General features: G+C 73.4%; 18 protein-coding genes and 1 pseudogene. 11 read left to right on the top strand and 8 right to left on the bottom strand.

Features of this window, described 5'->3' with window-relative positions:
• The first annotated feature begins 346 nt into the window (after positions 1-346).
• The 4 genes and pseudogenes from AC2TEW_RS14650 to AC2TEW_RS14635 all read left to right on the top strand — a co-directional run.
• The gene (locus AC2TEW_RS14650; RefSeq protein ID WP_484623774.1) at positions 347-751 is read left to right on the top strand and encodes a peptidase inhibitor family I36 protein; all 405 of its coding nucleotides are present in this window, start codon (positions 347-349) and stop codon (positions 749-751) included.
• A 105-nt stretch (positions 752-856) separates the two neighbouring features.
• Positions 857-1,807, top strand: a complete 951-nt coding sequence (locus tag AC2TEW_RS14645) for a hypothetical protein (protein WP_484623773.1) — start codon at positions 857-859, stop codon at positions 1,805-1,807.
• 189 nt (positions 1,808-1,996) lie between these two features.
• Complete coding sequence (locus AC2TEW_RS14640) at positions 1,997-2,371, top strand: hypothetical protein (protein ID WP_484623772.1); 375 nt, start codon at positions 1,997-1,999, stop codon at positions 2,369-2,371.
• A gap of 57 nt (positions 2,372-2,428) precedes the next feature.
• Positions 2,429-2,776 (top strand): annotated as a pseudogene (locus AC2TEW_RS14635) (ArsR/SmtB family transcription factor); the annotation flags it as partial.
• A gap of 139 nt (positions 2,777-2,915) precedes the next feature.
• Here the strand turns inward: AC2TEW_RS14635 and AC2TEW_RS14630 are convergent.
• Complete coding sequence (locus tag AC2TEW_RS14630; RefSeq protein WP_484623771.1) at positions 2,916-4,109, bottom strand: aminotransferase class V-fold PLP-dependent enzyme; 1,194 nt, start codon at positions 4,107-4,109, stop codon at positions 2,916-2,918.
• A 91-nt stretch (positions 4,110-4,200) separates the two neighbouring features.
• Here AC2TEW_RS14630 and AC2TEW_RS14625 point away from each other — a divergent pair, with 91 nt between their 5' ends.
• Positions 4,201-6,288 carry a S9 family peptidase gene (locus AC2TEW_RS14625; RefSeq protein ID WP_484623770.1) on the top strand — a complete coding sequence of 696 codons (2,088 nt, stop codon included), beginning with the start codon at positions 4,201-4,203 and terminating at the stop codon, positions 6,286-6,288.
• A 124-nt stretch (positions 6,289-6,412) separates the two neighbouring features.
• Positions 6,413-8,791 carry an immune inhibitor A domain-containing protein gene (locus AC2TEW_RS14620; protein ID WP_484623769.1) on the top strand — a complete coding sequence of 793 codons (2,379 nt, stop codon included), beginning with the start codon at positions 6,413-6,415 and terminating at the stop codon, positions 8,789-8,791.
• Positions 8,792-8,901: 110 nt separating this feature from the next.
• Here AC2TEW_RS14620 and AC2TEW_RS14615 read toward each other — a convergent pair whose 3' ends face one another.
• Positions 8,902-9,543 (bottom strand): TetR/AcrR family transcriptional regulator, encoded by a 642-nt coding sequence (locus AC2TEW_RS14615; protein WP_484623768.1) that lies wholly within the window; start codon positions 9,541-9,543, stop codon positions 8,902-8,904.
• Positions 9,544-9,613: 70 nt separating this feature from the next.
• Here AC2TEW_RS14615 and AC2TEW_RS14610 point away from each other — a divergent pair, with 70 nt between their 5' ends.
• From AC2TEW_RS14610 to AC2TEW_RS14590, 5 genes are all read left to right on the top strand, one after another.
• Positions 9,614-11,185 (top strand): FAD-dependent monooxygenase, encoded by a 1,572-nt coding sequence (locus tag AC2TEW_RS14610; RefSeq protein WP_484623767.1) that lies wholly within the window; start codon positions 9,614-9,616, stop codon positions 11,183-11,185.
• Between the two features lie 242 nt (positions 11,186-11,427).
• Positions 11,428-11,811, top strand: coding sequence for a hypothetical protein (locus AC2TEW_RS14605; protein WP_484623766.1), 384 nt, complete (start codon positions 11,428-11,430; stop codon positions 11,809-11,811).
• Positions 11,811-12,797, top strand: a complete 987-nt coding sequence (locus tag AC2TEW_RS14600; RefSeq protein ID WP_484623765.1) for a transcriptional regulator — start codon at positions 11,811-11,813, stop codon at positions 12,795-12,797. Before AC2TEW_RS14605 ends, AC2TEW_RS14600 begins: the two co-directional genes overlap by 1 nt.
• Positions 12,798-12,894: 97 nt before the next feature.
• Positions 12,895-13,287: a roadblock/LC7 domain-containing protein gene (locus AC2TEW_RS14595; RefSeq protein ID WP_033825506.1), complete on the top strand. Its 393-nt coding sequence runs from the start codon at positions 12,895-12,897 to the stop codon at positions 13,285-13,287.
• 63 nt (positions 13,288-13,350) lie between these two features.
• Complete coding sequence (locus tag AC2TEW_RS14590; RefSeq protein WP_484623764.1) at positions 13,351-13,725, top strand: roadblock/LC7 domain-containing protein; 375 nt, start codon at positions 13,351-13,353, stop codon at positions 13,723-13,725.
• A gap of 75 nt (positions 13,726-13,800) precedes the next feature.
• Here the strand turns inward: AC2TEW_RS14590 and AC2TEW_RS14585 are convergent, their stop codons facing one another.
• From AC2TEW_RS14585 to AC2TEW_RS14560, 6 genes are all read right to left on the bottom strand, one after another.
• Entirely contained in the window at positions 13,801-15,600 is a 1,800-nt protein-coding gene (locus tag AC2TEW_RS14585; protein ID WP_484623763.1) for a glycoside hydrolase family 36 protein, read from the bottom strand.
• Positions 15,601-15,764: 164 nt separating this feature from the next.
• Entirely contained in the window at positions 15,765-18,134 is a 2,370-nt protein-coding gene (locus tag AC2TEW_RS14580) for a collagenase (RefSeq protein ID WP_484623762.1), read from the bottom strand.
• Between the two features lie 139 nt (positions 18,135-18,273).
• Positions 18,274-19,296 (bottom strand): ABC transporter ATP-binding protein, encoded by a 1,023-nt coding sequence (locus tag AC2TEW_RS14575; RefSeq protein WP_484623761.1) that lies wholly within the window; start codon positions 19,294-19,296, stop codon positions 18,274-18,276.
• Positions 19,293-20,309 carry an ABC transporter ATP-binding protein gene (locus tag AC2TEW_RS14570; RefSeq protein ID WP_484623760.1) on the bottom strand — a complete coding sequence of 339 codons (1,017 nt, stop codon included), beginning with the start codon at positions 20,307-20,309 and terminating at the stop codon, positions 19,293-19,295. Before AC2TEW_RS14570 ends, AC2TEW_RS14575 begins: the two co-directional genes overlap by 4 nt.
• Positions 20,306-21,295 (bottom strand): ABC transporter permease, encoded by a 990-nt coding sequence (locus AC2TEW_RS14565; protein WP_484623759.1) that lies wholly within the window; start codon positions 21,293-21,295, stop codon positions 20,306-20,308. Before AC2TEW_RS14565 ends, AC2TEW_RS14570 begins: the two co-directional genes overlap by 4 nt.
• Positions 21,292-22,275, bottom strand: a complete 984-nt coding sequence (locus AC2TEW_RS14560) for an ABC transporter permease (RefSeq protein ID WP_484623758.1) — start codon at positions 22,273-22,275, stop codon at positions 21,292-21,294. The genes AC2TEW_RS14565 and AC2TEW_RS14560 overlap by 4 nt, the downstream gene beginning before the upstream one ends.
• Positions 22,276-22,285: the final 10 nt, after the last annotated feature.

Raw genomic sequence — 22,285 nt, 5'->3', positions numbered from 1 at the left:
CGGGACGGGCACGCAGACGGCGACGCCTGCGGCTGCGGGGCCGGGGCTCGGGAGGCCGCCGGGGCGCAGCTGATGTGGTGGGTGGTGTGGTGATCGAGCATCTCAGCCTGAGATTACCCGCCGGGACTGACATCGATAGCACCGTTTTTCCACGCTCCGGGAGCATGGCGGGCCTTGCTGCGTTATTAGCGGTTTGTCGACACGAAATCGGCCAGCCGTTCGGCAACGTGGCGCATTCGAGCCTGTGCAGCGAGTCACAGGGCTGGTCCACTGTCCCGGTACGAGGTTCCAGGCACAGGACTCACGCACCGCCTACTCCCCGACCACTCCCAGAGAGGCAAGCCGCATGCTGGCCAACCGCCACCGGCTCCCGCACCGCCTGATCACGGCCCTCCTCGCCCTCGCCACCGCCGCCGTGCTCGGCCTGACCGGCGCCGCCACGGCCACCGCCGCCGAGCTGAACGGCACGACGGACAACGGCGAGTTCTCGCTGTACAGCGGACCTGACACCACGGCCATGGTGCTCGACCTCTACACCTCGAAGGACAACTTCGGCTACCTCAGCTGGCCGGTGTACGGCGGGAACCCGAACGACCGCAACGAGTCCTACTGGAACAACGACAGCTACACCTGGCACGTCTACACCGACGCCAACCGGGGCGGCCGGCACGGCTGGGTGAGCCCGGGCGTGATGTCCAACGCCTCCAGCACCTTCCGGCGCCAGGTCTCGTCCGCCTACTACACGGGCTGACCCGCGCACCGCCGACCCCGTACCGCCGTTGCCGCCCGGCCCGCGCCGGGCGGCACCTCCCGTCCCGCCGCCGTTGCCGAACCCGACGTCCCCCCTGGAGAGAATGTGCCGAGCCGGCCGCAGACCACCCGGACCTCCCTGCCCGTGGTGCTCGCCACCGCCGCCGTGCTGCTGACGGCCTGTGGCAGCGGGCCGGCGGCGGAGCCGGCGGTGGCCGCCGTTCCGACGCCCGCGGACGCGAACGCGCTGCGGCTGCCGCTCCAGGACTACATCCCCGACGCCGGGCAGCTGCACCGGCTGGACAGCGCCCAGCGGATCCTCACCGACCAGTGCATGAGCCGGTACGGCTTCCGGTTCCGGGTGCCCGACCTTCCGGAGGCGCCGCCCGCCGAGGCCGAGAACGCCCGCCGCTACGGGCTGTACGACGAGGCGGCCGCGGCCGCCTCCGGCTACAGCACGCACGAGGAGGACCGGCCGCAGAAGCCGCCGATGCCCTCGATGGACCCGGCCGAGACGCTGGTACTGGGCGGCTCCGGCCGGGTCGACGCCAAGACCATGCCGCGCAGCCAGGAGGAGGCGGAGCGCTCGGGTGCCGGTGACGGCGAGGTCAACGGGGTCAAGGTGCCGATCGGCGGCTGCCGGCGGGAGGCGTACCTGCGGCTGTGGGCGCCGACCGCGGCCTCCGTCGACCCGATGAAGGTGCAGGACATGGACGCCGAGGGGTACGACCGCTCCCGGCAGGACAGCCGGGTGGTCAAGGCCACCGAGCAGTGGACCGCCTGCATGGCCGAACACGGCTACCACGCCCGCAACCCGGTCAGCCCGCAGGCCGAACTGGGTCTGGACCAGGGGGCGTTCGCCTCACCGGCCGGGCTGGCCGCGGCCGTCGCGGATGTCGGGTGCAAGCGCCGGACCAACCTGGTGGGGATCTGGTTCGCCGTCGAGTCCGCGTACCAGCGCTCCCTGATGGACGGCCACGAGGAGCTGCTGCGCGCCGCCAGGAGCCAGCAGGAGGACTCGCTGCGGCTGGCCGCGCAGCTGGTGGCGCAGGGCTGAGATCGGTGCCGGATCATTCAGATCCCGAGTTGCAAAAGTCTGCATACCGTCACCGGTGACCACCGGACGGTCAGGATGCGACCGCAGCAGGCCAGTTCCGATCATCCGGCCGGGGCCCGCGGTGCGCTTCCTACAGTCGGAGCATTCACCTCGCCACCGCGGCGCGGGAATGACCTGCAGGAGGCTGCGATGGCGACTCTGGAGACCGCGCTGAAGGACGCCATGACCATCGAGGGCGCGATCGGCGTCGCGCTGGTCGACTACGGCAGCGGCATGGCGATGGGCACGCTCGGCGACAACTCCGAGCTCGACCTCAACGTCGCCGCCGCCGGCAACACCGACGTGGTCCGCGCCAAGATGCGCACCATGGAGATGCTCAACCTGCACGACAACGAGATCGAGGACATGCTGATCAGCCTGAGCAGCCAGTACCACCTGATCCGGCCGCTCACCACGCAGACCGGCCGCGGGCTCTTCCTCTACCTGGCGCTCAGCCGCTCGCGCGCCAACCTCGCGATGGCCCGGCACCAGCTGAAGCGCATCGAGGCCCAGCTGGAGGTCTGACCCCGCGGGTGGGACCAGTGACCGGCCGGAGCAGCGACGCGCGGAGGGGGGAGCGGGGTGCCTCTGCCGCTGCACCAGGCCAAGGCCGAGCTGTTCCGGATACTCGGCCACCCGGTCCGGATCCGGGTGCTCGAACTGCTGCAGACCGGCCCCACGCCCGTCCGCGACCTGCTCGCCGAGCTGGACGTCGAACCCTCCAGCCTCTCCCAGCAACTCGCCCAGCTCCGCCGCGCCCGCCTGGTGACGGCCACCCGCGAGGGCTCGACGGTGATCTACGCACTGGCCGGCGCCGACGTCGCCGACCTGCTCCGGGCCGCCCGCCGGATCCTCACCGAACTCCTCACCGACCAGGGCGCGCTGCTGGCCGAACTCCGGGCGGCCGACCGCCCCGCCCAAGGCCGCCCGGCCGGGACACCGAACCCGGCCCCCGCACCCGCACCCGCCGCCGCTCACCCCGCCGGCGCCACCTCGGCCGCCCGACCGTCGCCGGGCCGCGACCGGACACCGGGCGGCCGCACCCCGCCCGGGCCGGGTCCGGCCGTGCCTAGCGGGCGATCAGTTCCTTCAGTCCCGTGGCCAGCTCCAGGTACTCCTGGGGCCGGTTGTACAGCTGGGCACTGATCCGCAGCACCCCGCCGCCCGGCCACGGACGTACCGCGACCCTGGTGTGCAGCCGGCGGGCGACCACGACCATCAGCGCCTTCGCGGCGTGCTCGCTCTCGGCGGTGCCGGGCGGCAGCCGCAGTGCGCGCATGGCCAGGCCCGGCATGGCGGCGAGCGGGCGCAGCCCGGCGTGGTCCGCGAGCAGCCGGGCGCCGTGCTCGGCGAGTGCCTCGTTGTGGGCGCGGACGCGGTCCGCGCCGAGCTGTTCCAGCAGGGCGAAGCCGGTCGGGGCGGCCAGCCAGGGCGTGTAGTCGCAGGTGCCGCGCCACTCGACCCGGCCGGGGAAGCCGCGGTCGTGCTCCCAGGAGACGGTCAGCGGCCTGATCCGGCGGCGCCAGGCGCCGCCGACCGCGAGGACGGCGGTGGCCCGCGGGGCGAAGGCCCATTTGTGCAGGTTGCCGATCCAGAAGTCGGCTCCGCCGGCCCCGGCGCCGAGCTGGACCGGGAGCATGCCGGGGGCGTGGGCGGCGTCCACCACGGTGATCACACCGCGGGCGGCGAGTTCGGCCAGCAGCGGGCGGGCGGCGATCTCCCGGGCGGTCGGCGAGGTGACCAGGTCCAGGACCGCGACCCGGGTGCGCTCCCCCACCGCGGCGAGCACCTGCGCCTGCACGGCCTCGGCGTCGGGGGTGTACAGCGACAGGCGTACGGTGCGGACCCGGGCGCCGCACTCGGCGGCCCGGCGGCGGACGGCATCGTTGACGACCCCGTAGCCGTGGTCGGTCACCAGGATCTCGTCGCCCTCCGCCAGCGGGAGCGAGTCCAGGACCACCGCGACGCCTTCGGTGACGTTGGTGAGCAGCGCGATCCGGTCGGGCTCGGCGCCGAGCGAGGCGGCGATCCGGGCGCGGGCGCGGGCGATCCGGTCCGGGAGGTCGGCGAAGAAGGCGTCCGGGTCCTGTTCCTGCTCGGCCCGCAGCCGGGCCTGGGCGCGTTGGACCGGCATCGGCACGGCCCCGTACGAGCCGTGGTTGAGGTGGGCGACCGAGGGGTCGAGGGTGAACAGGGCCTGGGTGCCGGGCAGGGGCCCGGGGGGCGGGGTCGGTGCCGGGGATGTCACCGGGGGAAGGGTCATCGAGGCTCCATCAGAGGCTCTATTGATGTGTGACATTTCACACTGCATAGTTCTAGCCGAGCGGCCCGCCCCGGGGCAAGCATCGGTGCCCGTGACCCACACCGATCCCTTCCTCGCCCTCAGCGCCCGCACCGGCCGCTTCACCCATGGTTCCCCGCGCGCGGCCGTCTTCTCCTCCGACGGCACCCGGCTGCTGTTCCTGCGCTCCACCGGACCGCAGGACCCGGTCGACCGGCTGTGGCTGCTCGACCTGACGACCCGCCGCGAACAGCTGGTCGCCGACCCGGTGGCGCTGCTCCCGCAGCGCACCGGGGACCTGGCCGACCTCCCCGTCCTGGAACGGCGGCTGCGCGAGCGGCTGCGGCTGTGGGCGCCCGGCATCGGCTCCTTCGCCGCCACCGCCGACCTGTCGACGGCCGTCTTCACCCTGGACGGCCGGCTGTTCAGCACCTCGACCGCGGACCGTGCCACGGTCGAACTCCCCACCGTGGGACCGGCCTTCGACCCGCGCCCGGACGCCACCGGCCGGCGCGTCGCCTACGTCACCGGCGGCGCCCTGCACCTCACCCCGGCGCCCGCCCTGCACCCGGGCGGCCCGCTCAGCCCGGCGGACGGCGCCGTCTGGGGCGTCGCGGAGTTCGCCGCCGCCGAGGAGCTCGGCCGTACCCGCGGCCACTGGTGGCGCCCGGACGGCGGCGCCGTGCTGGCCGCCCGGGTGGACGAATCCGCCCTGCCCGCACGCCACTTCGCCGATCCGGCGCACCCCGACCGGGCGCCGGAGTCGTTCGCCTACCCGCAGGCGGGCGGCCCCAACGCGGACGTCCAGCTCTGGGTGCTCACCCTGGACGGGCACCGGGTCCGGCTGCGCTGGGACGCCGACACCTACCCGTACGTCACCGCGGCCGGCTGGGAGGGCGACGGCGAGATCCTGCTCACCGTCGCCGACCGGCTGCAGCAGCGGGTGCTGCTGCTCGGCGCGGACCCGGTGACCGGCGTGACCACGGAACTCTCCCGCACCACCGACGCGTTCTGGGTGGACGACCTGCCCGGGACCCCGGCCCGGCTGGACGGCGGCCGGCTGCTGACCGCCGCCGACACCCCGGACGGCACCGCCCGCTCGCTCGCACTGGACGGCAAGCCGCTCGGCCCCGGACACCTCCAGATCCGCCGGGTGGTCGGCCGGCTGGACGGCCGGCTGCTGGTCGAGGCGGGCGAGGACCAGCCGGCCGACCAGCACGTCTACCTGATCGACCCGGACGGCGGCGCCGCCGAACGGCTCACCGACGGGCCCGGGGTGCACTCCGCGACGGCGGGCGGCGAGAGCCTGCTGCTGACCTCCGCCACCGCGGACGGCATCCACCGCCGGATCCGGTTCCGCGGTGCGGAGATCCCGCTGGCCGACCACGCCGAGCCGCTGCCGTACCGGGTCGTCCCGCAGCTCGCCCGGGTCACCGAACTCGGCCTGCCCACCGCGGTGGTGTACCCCCGCGCCCACGTCGCCGGGCAGCGGCTGCCGGTCCTGCTGGACGTCTACGGCGGCCCGGGCGCCCAGGCGGTGGCCAGCGAACCGCGCCGCTGGCAGCAGCGGCAGTGGTGGGCCGACCAGGGCTTCGCGGTGGTCACCACCGACAACCGCGGCACGCCGTTCGTGTCACCGGAGTTCACCCGGGCGATCTTCCGGCGGTTCTCCGCGGTCGCGATCGAGGACCAGGTCGCGGCGCTGGCGGCGCTCGGCGGGCGCCACCCGGACCTCGACCTCGGGCGGGTCGGGGTGCGCGGCTGGTCGTACGGCGGCTACTTCGCGGCGCTGGCCGTGCTGCGCCGCCCCGACATCTTCCACGCCGCCAGCGCCGGGGCCCCGCCGACCGACTTCCGGCTGTACGACACCGCCTACACCGAGCGCTACCTGGGGCTGCCGCAGGACAACCCGGATGGCTATCTCGCCGACTGCCTGCTCGAGGACGCCCCGGCGCTGTCCCGGCCACTGCTGCTGATCCACGGACTGGCGGACGACAACGTGCACCCGTCGCACAGCCTGCTGCTGTCCGAGGCGCTGGTACGGGCCGGACGCCCGCACAGCCTGCTCACCCTGCCGGGCGTCAGCCATCTGACGGCGGGCGGGGTGGCGGAGCAACTCGCGGCCCTGGAGCTGGACTTCCTGCGCACCGCGCTGGCCTGACCGCGGAACGTCGCCGCTCGCACACCCGGGGTGACGGCCGGTCACAGCCCTTCCATGTGACCGATGACATGTGAAATATTACGCCCGCTCACCCGACCACCCCCGTCCGGAAAGGACCGGTCAGTTGCGCAGAATCCCCGCGGCCCTCGCTGCCGCCCTCAGCACCGGCGCGATAGCCGCGACCATGCTGGCGACCCCCGCCTACGCCCACCCCGCCGCACCCGTCACCACGGCCGGCCGGCCCGCCGCCGCGGGCGCCCCGGCCGCCGACGGCCAGGAGGGCCCGCAGCAGGACCTGTCACCGCAGGAGCGCAAGCGCCAGGCGCTCCGCGGTCTCGCCCTCGAGCAGGTCAACAGCGGCGCCGTGGCCCGGAGTTCGGCGGGCACCACGCCCGCCCAGGTGAAGATCGGCAACGACTACGTCCAGCTCGCGCAGCAGCGCAAGGACAAGGTCTTCGTGATCCTCGCCCAGTTCGGCAACGAGGTCGACAACTCCACGCTCTACAACGGCCAGCCGCGCTACGGCGGCACCCCCGGCCCGCAGCACAACGCCATCCCGCAGCCGGGCAAGGACGACACCCACACCTTCTGGAAGAGCGACTTCGGTCGCGACTTCTACCAGCAGATGTTCTTCGACGACTCCCCCGGCGCCAACTCGGTCCGCAACTACTACCGCACCCAGTCCTCGGGCCGGTACGACATCGAGGGCACGGTCAGCGACTGGGTCACCGTCCCGTACAACGAGGCCCGCTACGGCAGCAACAAGGGCCCGCAGGGCAGCGGGGCCTGGACCCAGGCGCAGGAGTTCATCAGGGACGCCACCAAGGCCTGGTACGACGGCGAGATCGCCAAGGGCCGCACCCCCGCCGACGTCAAGGCCGAGCTGGCCCAGTACGACGTGCAGGACCGCTACGACCACGACAAGGACGGCGACTTCAACGAGCCGGACGGCTACCTCGACAACGTGATCGTGGTGCACGCCGGTGTGGACGAGACCTGGGGCGGCGGCGCCCAGGGCGCCGACGCGCTGTGGGCGCACCGCAGTTGGGACCTGCCCGACCCGACCGGGCAGACCGGCCCCGAGGGCAACCGGATCGGCGGCGCGCCGGTCGGCGACACCGGCCTGTACGTCTACGACTACGTGCAGGCGGGCGAGAACAGCGGCGTCGGCCTGTTCTCCCACGAGTACGGCCACAACCTGGGCCTGCCGGACCTCTACCCGACCAACGGCGGCGACAACGCCGTCAACTTCTGGTCGCTGATGTCCTCCGCCTCGTACCTGGGCAAGGGCAAGAACACCACCGGCGAGTTCCCCGGCGACCTCGACGCCTGGAGCAAGCTGCAGCTCGGCTGGCTCAACTACGACGAGGCGCAGGCCGCCACCCGCTCCAGCCACGCGCTGGGCGTCAGCGGCTACAACACCGACCAGGCCCAGGCCGTGCTGGTGCACCTGCCGCCGTCGCAGACCACCACCAGCCTGGCGGTCCCGGCCGAGGGCGCGGCCCAGTGGTGGAGCGACACCGGCGACAACATGGACGCCTCGCTGAGCCGCACGGTCGACCTGCGCGACCGCAGCGCCTCCGCGGCCCTGGACGCCTCCGCCTGGTACGACGTCGAGCAGGACTACGACTTCCTGTCGGTGGACGCCTCCACCGACGGCGGCAAGACCTGGACCTCGCTGCACGGCACCGTCGACGGCGCGCCGATCGGCAACACCACCGCGCTGACCCCGGGCCTGACCGGCACCTCCAACGCCTGGACCAAGCTGCACATCCCGCTGGACGCCTACCTCGGCCGGCAGGTCCAGGTCCGCTTCCACGTCACCTCGGACGGCAACACCCACGGCCGCGGCGCCCTGATCGACGCGGTCACCGTCACCGCCGACGGCGTCCGGGTGGTCGAGGACGGCGCCGAGAGCGGCGGCCAGGGCTGGACGCTGACCGGCTTCTCGGTCATCAAGGGCAAGGACGCGGTCAAGGACCACCCGCGCGCCTACCTGGTGGAGAACCGCCGCTACGTCGGCTACGGCGCCTACCTGAAGACCGGCCCGTACAACTTCGGGTACTCCGGGATCTGGGGCAAGGCCAACATCATCGACACCTACCCGTACCAGGAGGGCGTCCTGGTCTGGCTGTGGGACACCGCCTACGAGGACAACAACACCAAGGACCACCTCGGCGGCGGCCTGATCCTGCCGGTCGACGCGCACCCGGAGGTCAACTACTTCAACGGCGGCACCGCGGTCAACGGCCGGATGCAGAGCTACGACGCGCCCTTCTCGCTGAAGCCGACCACCGCGTTCCAGCTGCACAACGTCAGCGCGGTGACCAAGTTCCCGGCCAAGCCCGCCGTACCGGCCTTCAACGACCGCACCGGTGACTACTACAACCCGGCCGCCCCGCAGCTGGGCGTCAAGGTGCCGAACACCAATACCAGGATCGAGGTCGTCCGCGAGACCCAGGGCGGCAAGCTGACCACCGTCAAGGTCGGCCCGGCCGCCTGATCCCGGGCCGGTCGGACGCACACCCCGAGGAGGGGTGCCGGGAGACCCCCGGCACCCCTCCTCGGCGTGCCGGCGGCCGGCGCCGAAGAGGCGTGCCGGCGGCCGGCCGCTCAGAACCCGCGGCCGCCCGCGCCGCCGCGCAGCAGGGCGACCGCCTCGACGGTCTCGGCCACCGCCAGGCGGTGCGCCTGCTCGACCGGGGTGCCGCCGTCCAGCCGCTGCCAGTTGAGCCTCGCCAGCTCCTGCCGTACGCCGATGAACTGCACCGCCACCAGCCGCGGCGCCAGCGCGCCCGCACCGGGCAGCGCCTCGGCGAGCGCGGCCGCCAGCGCGTCGATGTCGTGCCCGATGTAGTCCAGCAGGTGCGAGGACAGGCTGGGGGTGTCGTAGACCAGCCGCATGAAGGCGAGCACCTCGGGCTCCTCGCACAGGCCGGTGACCGGGTCGTGGGCGGCCAGCCGCTCCAGCTGGTGGCGTTCCAGCGCCGCCAGCGGGGTGAGCGGGGCCGGCCGCTCGCGCACCACCCGGGCGGCCTCGCCGAGGTGGTCGGCCATCCGGTGCAGGACCAGCTCCTCCTTGGTGGCGAAGTAGCGGAACAGCGTCGGCTTGGAGACTTCCGCGGCGGCGGCGATCTCCGCCACCGACACCTTGTCGAAGCCGTTCCTCAGGAACAGTCCGATCGCCGTGTCGGCGATCGCCTGCCGGGTGCGCTGCTTCTTGAGGGCCCGCAGTCCCTCCGGCTCATCGGTCATGGGGCAAGCATAACTCGGATACTTTTGTTACTCGGTTGCATTTCTTCCCCGGTTGCGGTTCGCTGGAGCCATGGAGGAACGCGGCGCGACCGACGAGAGGCAGACTCCGATGAAGACCGTGGTGATCGCGGGAGCCGGACCGACCGGGCTGACCCTGGCCTGCAGCCTGGCCCGGCAGGGCGTCCGGGTCCGGGTGCTCGAACAGGCGGCGGCCTTCGCCACCGGCTCCCGCGGCAAGACCCTCAACGCACGCAGCCAGGAGGTCCTGGCCGACCTCGGCATCCTCGACCGGCTGACCGCCGGGGGCCGGACCCACCTGCCGTTCCGCAAGTACTTCGCCGGCGAGTTCATCGCCGACACCGACCCCTACGCGGACGCCCGGCCGACGCCCGGCACGCCCTACCCGACGGGCCTGTTCCTGCCGCAGTGGAAGGTCGAGGGCGCACTCCGCGAACTGCTCGCGGACCTCGGCGGACAGGTCGAACTCGACAGCCGGGTCGACCGGTTCGAGCAGGGCCCGGACGGGGTGCGGGTCATGCTCGCCGACGGCCGCACCGTCACCGCCGACCACCTGGTGGGCTGCGACGGCGGCCGCAGCACGGTGCGCAAGCAGCTCGGCATCCCGCTGCAGGGCACCAGCGACCCGGAGTTCGCACTGGTGGTCGGCGACGTGGAGGTGGCCGGCCTGGAGCCCGACGCCTGGCACCAGTGGTTCGGCCCCGAGGGCGCGCTGATGCTCTGCCCGTTCCCGGGCGAGTCCGTCTGGCAGCTGCAGGCCACGCCCGAGACCGACGCCGACGGCACCGTGCTGCCGCCCTCGCTGGAGAGCTTCCGGCGGCTGGTCGAGCAGCGCACCGGCCGCCGCGACATCCGACTGTCCCGGGCGACCTGGCTGACCACCTGGCGGGTCAACGTCCGGATGGTGGACCGCTACCGGGTCGGCCGGGTGCTGCTCGCCGGGGACAGCGCCCACGTCCACCCGATCGCGGGCGGCCTGGGCATGAACACCGGCATCCAGGACGCCTGGAACCTGGGCTGGAAGCTCGGCCACGTCCTGACCGGCCTGGCCGGCCCCGGCCTGCTGGACACCTACCAGGAGGAGCGGCTGCCGGTCGCGGCCTGGACGCTGGGCGTCAGCAGCGCGGGCATGGCCGCCGTGGCCGAGGGCGTACGGACCCCCGGCGTCGGGGTGGAGGCCGGCCGGCTCACCGACACCAGCGGTCTGGCCATCGGGTACCGCGACAGCTCGCTCGCCGAGGACCTGCTGGGCGGCCCGCTGCGGGCCGGCGACCGGGCGCCCGACGCGCCGTACACCGCGCCGGACGGCACCCCGGCGCGGCTCTTCGAGACCTTCGCCGGAAGCCACTTCACCCTGCTCGGCTTCGGCCCGGGCAGCCGCCCGGCCCTTACCGGGCTCGCCCCGCACGTCCGTCCGCTCGCGCTGGCGGCCGGTCCCGGGAGCGCCGCCGACCCGGACGGCCACGTCCGCCGGGCGTACGGGATCGAGGGCGACGCACTGGTGCTGGTGCGGCCGGACAACCATGTCGCCCTCACCGTCCCGGCCGGCCCCGGCGCACAGGACACCGTGCGGGCGTACCTCGCGGCGCTGCAGTGCCGCGGCACGGGCCCGGCGGGAGCCTAGCAGGATCCCAACTGCCGCCCGCACACGCAAGGTTGGCCGTCGGCACCGGCCGCCGGACGGCGGTCCTCCGCACAGAAACGGCCGGTGACCCTAACAGATTCGGGCATATGCCCGACGAATATGACGGAATCCGGCCCGCGCTCGAACGTTGGGGGTTAGCGTTGCGCTCCGAACAGGTTACCGCCAGTGAGCGCGGTGCCGGGCGCGCACCCCCCATGGGTGCGCAGGAGGGGTGCGTGTCGGTGCCGGGGATCGATGACTGCCTTACCGAGGCCATGGGTGTGCCGGGCGCGCTCGGCGTCAGCCTGGTCGACTGGACCAGCGGGCTCGCGCTGGGCACCGCCGGGGAGGGCCCGGGCGGCGACCACGAGGTCGGCGCCGCCGACGCGACCGAACTGGCCAGAGCGGTGACCCAGAGCGCCTCCTTCGCCGACCCGGCCTCCGGCACCGCCCCGGCCGAGGACGTCATCCTCAGCTCGGCCGGCACCTACCACCTGGTGCGCTTCCTCGACACCGACTTCGACAGCAACCTCATCCTGTACCTGCGGCTCGACCGCGACCGCGCCAACCTGGCGATGTCCAGACTCAGACTGGCCGCCATCGCCGAACAGCTGGTGCTCGACTGATGCCCGCGACGCTGGCCGCCCAGCGCCTGCCCCGGCGGCGCCGCTCCGGCTGCTCCCCCGCCACGGTCTTCGAGACCGCCCTGACCGACCTCGCGGCCCAGCGCGCCGACGGCACCATGGCCGGCGCCGCCGGAACCCTCCACCTGGTGGACGGCTACGTGGTGCACGCCGAGAGCCCGGCCGCCGCGAGCGTCGAGGCGCTGCTCACCGGCTGCGGCCGGCTCTCCGCCGCCGAGTGGGCCGGCCACCTCGCCACCGGCCGCCCGATGGCCGAACAGCTGGTCCGCTCGGGCCGGGTGAGCCGCAGCGAACTCCAGCTCTGCCAGCTGACCGCCGTCCTGGACGCCGCCTTCTTCGCGCTCGCCCAGGACGGCGGCGAGATCCGCTTCTCGCCCGCCGCCCGGCCCGAGTTCACGCTGGCCCGGCCGATGTCCGTCCGGGAGCTGCGCGCCGCCGTGGGCCGCCGGCGCGCCCTGCTGGACCGGGTGTGGCCGTGCCCGCAGCTGGACGCCGCCGCCGTGCGCCGCCGCCCCGGCGCCGTACCCAAGGCCTGCTCCAGCCGCCGCCGGGCCGTGCTGGACGCCGCCGACGGCCACCGGACCCCGGCCGACATCGCCCTGCTGCTGGGCCGTTCGGCCTTCGGCACGGTGCTGGACATCCGGCACCTGGCGGCCGGCGGGCTGATCGAGTCCACCGCGCCACCGGTCCCGCCGATCCCGCCACCGCGGCCGCCGCTGCGCCCGGCGGTGCCGGCCGGCCCCCCGCAGGTGCTGCTCCCCACCCGGCCGCGGCACGCCGCACCACCGGCCGTACCGCTCGCGGCGGCCGCACCGGTCCCGGTGACCGTCGCCGCACCCGTCGCAGTACCCGTCGCCGCACCGGTGGCCGCCCGGCCGGCGGTCGCCACCTCTCTGCCCTACGACCCGTCAGATCCGCATGTCGCCCTGCTGCTCAGGATCCGAGCCGGCCTGGAGGCCCGACTGTGAGTGTTCCACCCGTCCGTTCCGTCCGCCCGACCGAGTCATGAAGCGCACCTTGCGACAGTTCACCGGCCGCCGGCCTCCCGTCCTGATCGACCCCGAGGTGCTGGCCGAGCCCGAAGTGCTCACCGAGCTGCGCGGGCTCCGCGCCAGGGTCCCGCACCTGACCGGCTCCCTGGTGGCGACCATCGACGGTCTGGTGGTCGCCCACGACACCACCGACCTGGAGCCCTCCGGGGTCGCCGCGCTGACCGCGGCCGCGCTCGGGATCGGCGCCCGGCTCGCCGAGGCGACCGGTCAGGGCGGCTTCCGCGAACTGCTGACCAGGGGCGACTCCGGCTACACCGCGACGTACGCGGCCGGCGCCTTCGTGGTGCTGACCCTGCTCGCCGGGCCGGACGCCAACATCGGCCGGCTGCACCTGGAGGCCCGCCGGGCGGGCGGCCGGATCGCGGCGATCACCGATGCCGCCCTGGAGCGCCACGAGCGCGACTGACCCGGCCCTGACCACTGCTGCACCAGCCACACCACCGGAAGAAACCCAAGGAAAGAGGACACCATGGCAAGCACCGACGCCGCTCTCAAGGACATCATGAACTCGATCGACGGCACTATCGGTGTCGCACTGGTCGACTACAACAGCGGTATGGCGCTCGGCACCATCGGCGGCTCGCCCGATCTGGACCTGAACGTCGCCGCGGCGGGCAATACGGACGTGGTGCGGGCGAAGGTCCGGGCGATCGAGATGCTCAATCTCAAGGAGGCCATCGAGGACATCCTGATCTCGCTGAGCAGCCAGTACCACCTGATCAGGCCACTGACCAGCCGCTCCGGCAAGGGCCTGTTCCTGTACCTGGCACTGGACAAGGGCCGGGCCAACCTGGCGATGGCCCGCCACCAGCTGAAGCGGATCGAGGCCGAGCTGGAGGTCTGACGACGGGTGGGCCCTGTCCGGCCGCGCCGCCGGACAGGGCCCACCGGGCGGGTCGGTCCCGGCCCGGGACCCCCGCTACCGGTCGCGGCGGACCGTCAACAGACCACCGGTCGGCACCCGGACCACCAGTTCCGGCCCGTCCGGCGTCCGCGCCTCCTCGCTCAGTACGGTGCCCGTGCAGTCCCTGACCTGCAGCGTCAGCGGCCCCGGCGGGCCGTCGAGGACCAGCCGCACCTGCGGGTCCTGGTCGGCGTTGGCCAGCAGCAGGGTGTGCCACTCCCCCGTCACGACGGCGGGCAGCGGTGCGTACCGGCCGAACGCCAGGGCGCCGTCGTGCCGCGCCTCGATCAGCGGGTAGCCGAGCTCGGGCCGGTGCGGGCGCAGGTCGCCGCGCTGCAGCAGTCCGGTGTGCTCCCGCACGACGGACAGCCAGAACCGCACCACGGCCAGCTGCTCCGGCCGCTGGGCGGCGAGGTCGACCGAGACCTGCGGGGTGGCGAAGAGCACCGACTGGAACAGCACGGCGATCTGCTCGGGGCTCTCGTCCGGGTGCCAGGTGAGCGGGTCGGCGTGGACGGCGAGCGGGCCCGCCGTGAGCCGCAGGTCGGCGGTGCGGGTGCGGTTCTCGGTGGCGTTGTGCGGGCAGTCGGTGGCCCGGACCATGGTGGCGAACGGCCACAGGCCGGGGCCGGTGTAGTCCTGCCGGTGCTCGACCAGGACCTCGGGCCGGGTGGCGCGCAGCCGGGTGTCCAGGTCGGTGAGCAGGCGGTGCACGCCTTCGGCGACGGTGTCGCAGTCGGCCTCGGGTGAGCCGGTGACGGCCTCGGCCCGGGCGAAGGTGTCGATGAAGTCGATCTTCAGGCCGTCCACCCCGTGCTGCTCCACGGCGGCGGCCAGCCGTTCCACCTGGTGCGCGCGGACGGTGGCGCTGCGCGGATCGAGCACATGGGTCTGCAGTGTTGCCAGGTGGGCCAGTGCGTGGGCGGCGAGCGTACCGGCGGCGGCGCTGCGTTCGCCGGCGAACGGCAGCGCGTGCCAGAGCAGGTAGTTGAGCCCGAGGGCGCGGACCCGGCGGACGTGGCCGGCGAAGTCGGGGAAGCCGGCCGGGGCGGGCCGCCAGTCGCCGGTGGTGGCGTACGAGCGGCTGTCCTCGTCGGTCTGCCAGCCGTCGTCGACGATCAGCGAGCGGAAGCCGAGCGGTGCGGCGAGCGCGGCCAGCCGCTCGACGTCGGCCGCGGTCATCGCCAGGTGCAGGGTGTACCAGGTGCAGAAGACCGGTTCGAAGGCGGCGTCGGGGACCGGGGCGGTGGGCAGTTCGGCGGCCCACCAGGCAGCCGCGGCGCGGACGGTGTCGGCGAAGTGGCGGCCGCTCAGGTCGAGCAGCAGCCGCAGCCCGATGCCCTGGTGCTCGGTCCAGAAGCTGAACTCGCCGGTCTCCTCGACCGCGCCCTCGCCGATCGTGACCGGCAGCACCGGCTCGCCGACGGCGAAGGTGCACAGCGCCCGGTCGCCGGCTCCGACCAGGCTGCCGACGGGGGCGCCCTTGGGCAGGGAGGCCTCGCGCGGCCGGTTCCAGGACGGCGGCAGCCAGCGGTGGCCGGTGTCGGGGGTCCAGTAGGCGCTCGCCCCGGTGCACGGCAGCCGCCACTCCACCCGCAGCCGGGTCGGCAGCGGGTCGTCGGGGCCGGTGGCGGTGGCCTCGATCAGTACCATGCCCGGGCCGAGGCCGGTGGTGCGCACGGTCACGCCGGTGGCGCCGACGGCGGTGGCCCTGACCTTCAGGCCCGGTACGGCGAGTCCGGTGTCCACCGGCCGGCTGGTCTCGGTGCGGTCGGAGGGCGGCGCGCTGCCGTCCCAGCTGAGCGTCTCGGTCACGGGTGCTGGCTGCCTTCCGGGCGGATGGGCGGTGGGCCCGTACGGGCCGGGCGCGGAAGCGGTCAGGACGTCCGGCCCGTACGGGAGTTGCGGGGAGCGGGGTGGGACCCGGCCGGGCGCGGCCCGCTGTTACGGTTCCCCGCCGCGCCCGACCGGGGGTCGGGTCACCTGCGGAGCGGGCCCTCGCAGGTGTAGTCGGCGGTGCCGGCCCTGCCGCCGGTCCACACGTCGACCTTGCCGAAGGAGCAGTTCATGTCGTCGAGGTTGTTCGCGACGCCCTTGGTGCGCTGCAGGATGAAGTAGTCGACGGTGGAGGACATGTCCTTGAACACCGCGTCGGGGTCGGTGGAGTCGGAGAGGTTGGCGGTGATCCGGCCGGTGCAGACGAACCGCATCGGCTTGTTGTCCCAGTCACCGTTGTCCTTGCAGGACGGGGTGTTGGAGGTGGCCCCGGCGATGGCGGACTGCACCTCGGCCGGGTAGGCGTACTTCAGGTACCCGTTGGGGGTGAAGGAGGTGCTGGGGACGTACAGCGTGGGCAGCGCGGCGATCTGTGCGTCCAGGAAGGCGCTGTACTGGGCCTGCAGCGCGGCGTCGGAGCCGACCCGGGTGCGCCAGGCGTCGAAGCCGGCCGGGTTGTCGGCCCGCAGGTAGCCGTACATCTCGCGCAGCTGCGAGGGGTGCCGGAGCCACAGGAACTCGAAGAAGGTGCCGGCGTAGTTGTAGAAGTGGAACGCCGGGGTGTCGGTGTAGCGGGCGTGGATCAGCTCGTTGATGCTCATCCGCGGGATGCCGGCGGCCTCGTCCTGGGCGAGCTTGGCCACCAGCGACCGGCGGACCAGGATGCCCTGGTCGCGGGTGGAGCCGTCGAAGAACTCGGCGGTGCCCTCGTCCATCGCGGTGGTGAGGTCGTTGTCGTACCAGCGCGGCTCGCCGAAGGTGCCGGGGGTGGCCCAGCGGCCGTTCAGGTAGTGGGTGTACTCGTGCCGGAACAGCTCCTCCAGGGTGAGGGTGGAGTCCTGCGGCACCCGGCGCTGGTAGGTGTAGAAGGTGGCGCCGTTCTCGATGTAGATGCCGCCGTTGCTGGTGGTCATCCCGGTCAGCAGCGGGTGGTAGACCTCGTAGTCGGCGCGCGAGGCGTAGAGGTGGATGTGCAGGGTGGAGTTGACGTCGCCGGCGAGCGGCGCGTCGGTGCCGAGCACCCGGAAGAGCTGGGTCTTCACCTGCTTGCTGGCGTAGTACATCTGGTCGACGGTGGCCCGGTCGAGGGCGGTGTGCACCTCGAGCGCGCCGTTGTCGTACCGGTAGGTGTACGGGAAGAGCCTGGCCTCGATCTGGTCGGTGCAGACGCCGAACTGCGCGCAGACGCCGTAGAAGTTGGCCCAGCCGACCACCTTGACCCAGGGGGCGGAGTACTCGCCGAAGACCGCCTTGGTGGTGTCCAGCAGCGGGCCGAGGTCCGCGGTGAGTGCGGTGCGCAGCGCGGGGATCTGCCCGGTGCGGCCGTACTCGGCCATCGCGTCGCGGGCCACCCACTCGTTGGCGGTGCCCTTGAGGTGGGCGGCGGAGGCGAAGGAGCGCAGGCTCGCGCGGTAGTCGGCGTCGGCGGCGACCGCGGCCGTGAAGGCCGGGTCCTGGTTGTAGATGCCGAGGTAGTTGACGTTCAGGGCGGCGAGCGCGGCGTTGCCCCACTGGGCGCTGCCGGCCACCCGGGTGCCGGGGCCGAACGCGGCGAGGACCTTCTTGACCAGGGCGAGGTTGTTCTGGCGCAGGCCGGTGCTGCCGGCGGTGATGGTCAGTTCGCGCAGGTTGACGGCGGCTGTGTCGGTGGTCTCGAAGGCGCGCGGGTTCGCCGTGTAGGCGTTGACCGCCCGCTGGATCGCGGCCAGGGTGGCGGCGTCGGTGACGTCGATCTGGTCGTGGTTGAAGTCGAAGTAGACCGTGGCGTGCAGGAAGGTCCACAGCTCGGCCAGGTGGGCGGAGCCGGTCCCGTCGTAGGCCGGGGCGAGCTGGGTGATCCGGTCGGCCACGGCCCGGACGTGGGCGTCGTCCATGGTGGTGGCGTAGCGGTTGTCCCAGGTCCACAGGAAGGTGGACAGGCAGCCGTCGGCGGTGACGGCCGGGTCGGTGAGGAAGGCCACCAGCTGGGCGGGGTTCAGGCCGGTCATGCCGTCGACGGTGCAGGGCACCCCGGCGGCGGTGGTGGCCGGGGCGGCGGCCGGCGCCGCGGCGGGGGCGGCCGCGGGGGCGGGGGCGCCGACCCGGTCGGGCAGCCGGCCGGGGAGCAGCGAGTCGCCGAGCGAGCCGCCGCCGGGGGCCGGGGCGGCGCCGCCCGCGGTGGCCGTCGCGGCGGCGAGGTGGTCGACCTCGTCGTAGGCGCTCGGGGTGGAGGCGGGGGCCGGCGCGGCGGCGGTGGCGGCGGGTGCGGCGGGCGCCGGGCCGAGGGCCTGGGCGGTCTGGATCGCGGGCAGCGTGAGGGAGGCCGCCAGCGCGGCCGCGAGCAGGACTCTGCGCGCGGTGCTGGGAGTTGACACCTGTGCTCCAGTGCATGTGGGGGGGGAGGTGCTGGGTTCGGTACGGCCGTCGGGCGCACCCGGGGCCGTACCGCCGCAGGCCGGATGTGGGGTCCGGGCGGGGCGGTACGGCGGCGGGCGGGTCCGGCGGGTGGGGCGGTCAGGCCTCGGGGAAGTGGCAGGCCGCCTGGCGGGTGGTGCCGGGTGCGGTGATCTGCAGCAGTGGCGCCTCGGTGCGGCAGACCGGCTGTGCCTTGGCGCAGCGGGGGTGGAAGGTGCAGCCGGCGGGCGGGTCGGCGGGGCTGGGCGGGTCGCCGAGCAGCACGATCCGCTCCCGGCGGCGTTCGGCGAGCGGGTCGGGCAGCGGGACGGCGGACAGCAGCGCCTTGGTGTAGGGGTGTGCGGGGTTGCCGTACACCTCCTGCTTGTCGCCGATCTCGACGATCCGGCCGAGGTACATCACGGCGACCCGGTGGCTGATGTGCTTGACCACGGCGAGGTCGTGGGCGATGAAGAGGTAGGCGACGCCGAGTTCGCGCTGCAGGCGTTCCATCAGGCCGACGATCTGGGCCTGGATGGAGACGTCGAGGGCGGAGACCGGTTCGTCGGCGACGACCAGTTCGGGGCGGGTGGCGAGGGCGCGGGCGATGCCGATGCGCTGGGCCTGGCCGCCGGAGAACTGGTGGGGGTAGCGCTCCAGGTGTTCCGGGGCGAGGCCGACCAGCCGGATCAGGTCGCGGACCTCGGCGGCGGTGCGGGCGGGGTCGGTGCCCTGGGCACGCAGCGGGGCGGAGATGATCTGCTGGACGGTCTGCCGGGGGTTGAGCGAGGCGAACGGGTCCTGGAAGATCATCTGCAACTTGCTGCGCAGCGGGCGCAGTTGACGCTGGCCGGTGCGGGTGATGTCCTGGCCGCGGAAGGCGATCCGGCCGGCGGTGGGGTCGAGCAGCCGGACCAGCATCCGGCCGGTGGTGGACTTGCCGCAGCCGGATTCGCCGACCAGGCCGAGCGTCTCGCCGGGCCGGACGTCGAAGGTGACCCGGTCGACGGCGCGCACCCCCGCGCGGCGGCGCAGGGCGCCGCCCCCGACGGGGAAGGTCATGCCCAGGTCCTGCACGGTGAGCAGGGGTTCGGTGGGCAGGGTTTCGGTGGGCAGGGGCTCGGTGAGCAGGGGCTCCGTCATGCGGTCACCTCCTCGGGGTCGGTGCGGCCCTCGGCGAGGGTGTCCAGCAGGCAGGCGGTGCGGTGGTGTTCGGCGACCAGGCGCAGCGGGGGGCGTTCGGCGGTGCAGGCGGCGCGGCCGGCCGCGGGGGCGGCGGCGTAGACCGGGCAGCGGGGGTGGAAGGCGCAGCCGGGCGGCGGGGCGAGCAGCGAGGGCGGGCTGCCGGGGATGGCGGACAGCGCGGCGGTGCCGTCGTCGTCGAGGCGTGGCAGGGAGTCCAGCAGGCCGCGGGTGTAGGGGTGCCGCGGGGCGCCGAACAGCGTTTCGGCGGGGGCCTGTTCGGCGGCCGATCCGCCGTACATGACCAGGACCTCGTCGGCCACCCGGGCGATCACGCCGAGGTCGTGCGTGATCATGATGATGCCGAGGCCGCGTTCCTGCTGGAGCCTCATCAGCAGTTCGAGCACCTGGGCCTGGACGGTGACGTCGAGGGCGGTGGTGGGTTCGTCGGCGATGATCAGGTCGGGTTCGCAGGAGAGCGCCAGGGCGATCATCGCCCGCTGCCGCATGCCGCCGGAGAACTGGTGCGGGTACTCGCCCGCCCGGCGGGCCGGTTCGGGGATGCCGACGTCGCCGAGCACCTCGACGGCGCGGGCCCACGCGGCCTTGCGGCCGGCGCCGAAGTGCTCCTGGTAGGCCTCGGCGATCTGGTCGCCGATGGTGAAGTAGGGGTGCAGCGAGGTGAGGGCGTCCTGGAAGACCATCGCCATCCGGCGTCCGCGCAGGCGGCGTACGGTCTCCGGGTCGGCGCCGATCAGTTCGGTGCCGTCGAAGCGGACCGAGCCGGTGACGTCGGCGCCGCGGTGCAGGCCCATGACGGCCAGTGAGGTGACGGACTTGCCGGATCCGGACTCGCCGACGATGCCGAGCGTGCGGCCGGCCTCGACGGTGAAGTCCACGCCCCGGACGGCCTGCACGTCGCCCTCGGCGGTGCGGAACCCGACGGTGAGGTCCTTGACTTCGAGCAGGGTCACGACAGCCTCGCCCTCGGGTCGATCCAGGCGTAGACCACGTCCACGACCAGGTTGGAGGTGACGATGAAGAAGGAGGCGAGCAGGGTGATCCCCATGACCACCGGCTGGTCGGCCTTGCCGAGGGAGTCGGCGAAGAGCTTGCCGACGCCGGGGAGGCCGAACAGCGACTCGGTGATCAGCGCGCCGGCCAGCAGGCCGCCGAGGTCCATGCCGAGCATGGTGGCGACCGGGGTGAGCGCGGGGCGCAGGCCGTGTTTGGCCACCACCCGGCGCTCGCGCAGGCCCTTGGCCCGGGCGGTGCGCACGTACGGTTCGGCCATCGTCTCGATGACGGAGTTGCGGGTCATCCGGGCGTACATGGCGGCGGACATCAGGGCCAGGGTGATCCACGGCAGGACCAGGTTCTCGATCCACTGGCCGGGGTGCTCGCCGAAGGCGATGTAGCGCGGGTACGGGATCAGGTCGAGCTTGGCGACCACCAGGTAGAGCAGCACCATCGCGGTGAAGTAGACCGGCAGGGCGGCGACGCCGATGGTGCCGACCATCAGGGTGCGGTCGATCCAGGTGCCGCGGCGCAGGGCCGAGAGCACTCCGGCGGCCAGGCCGAGGACCAGCCACAGGAAGGCGGCGCCGACGGCCAGCGAGACGCTGGCGGGGAGCCGGTCCATCATCAGGTCCCAGACCGGCTGGGCGCTCTGGTAGGAGTAGCCGAAGCAGGGGAAGGAGCAGTGCACGGCGTAGGTGCCGCTGCCCAGGGTCTGGCCGGCGAAGATGCCGGCCAGGTAGCGGCCGAACTGGACGATCAGCGGGTCGTCGAGGCCCATCTGCTGGCGGACCAGCAGGATCCGTTCGGCCGAGCAGTCCTTGCCGCAGAACTGGGCGGCCGGGTCGGTCGGCAGCAGGTAGAAGACGGCGAAGGTGATGGCGCAGATCACCACGAGGGTGAAGGCGATGCCGATCAGGCGCCGGACCAGGAATCCGATCATGCCCGGCCGCCCTTCGGGTCGAGGGCGTCGCGCAGGGCGTCGCCGAGCAGGGTGAAGGCCAGCACCACCAGGAACAGGCAGCTGCTGGGCAGGATGAAGAACATCGGGTCGACCTTGTAGTAGGGCACCGCGTCCGAGATCATCTGCCCCCAGGAGGGCGTCGGCGGGCGGACCCCGACCCCGAGGTAGGTGAGCGCGGCCTCGGCGCCGATCAGCCCGGGGATCGCCAGGGTGACGTACACGATGATGGTGCCGGTGAGGTTGGGCAGGATCTCGGTGAACAGGATCCGGGCGCTGGAGGTGCCACAAGCGCGGGCCGCCTCGACGTACTCGCGGTGTTTGAGCGAGAGGGTCTGGCCGCGGATCAGGCGGGCGATGTAGGGCCAGCCGAAGACGCTCATCACCAGGATCAGCAGCAGGATCCGGTTGGCGTCGCGGGCCACCGAGAGCAGCGCGATCATGAAGATCAGGCTGGGGAAGGACATCATGACGTCCATGAAGCGGCTGATCACGGCGTCGGTGCGGCCGCCGAAGTAGCCTGCGGTGATGCCCAGCAGGACGCCGATCACGGTGGTGATGAGTGCGGCGCTGAAGGCGACCAGCAGGCTGATCTGCGCGCCGTACAGGAGCCGGGCGAAGATGTCGCGGCCGAGGGCCGGTTCGACGCCGAGCCAGTGGCCGGCGCTGACGCCGCCGAGCGCGCCCTTGGGCATGCCGCCGAGGTAGAGGTCGAGGGCCTTCTTGTCGGTGTCGGCCGGGCCGTGGCCGCCGAGGGCGCTGAGCACCGGGGCGAGCAGGGCGGCCAGGACGAAGAAGACGATGATGCCGAGGCCCACCATGGCGGGCCGTTCGCGGCGCAGGCGGTGCCAGGCGAGGCGCCAGGGGGAGGCGGGGCGTGCGGCGGGCGCGGGGGCGGGGTCTGCGGGGCCGACCGCCGCCCCCGCTCCCGGGGCCGCGGCCTCGGAGAGCGGGGCGGTCATGGGTCAGACT

The organism is Kitasatospora sp. NEAU-CNBT7 (genome assembly GCF_057220535.1).
The sequence above is the reverse complement of the archived record's forward strand: the minus strand, read 5'-3'. Positions and strand labels throughout refer to the sequence as shown.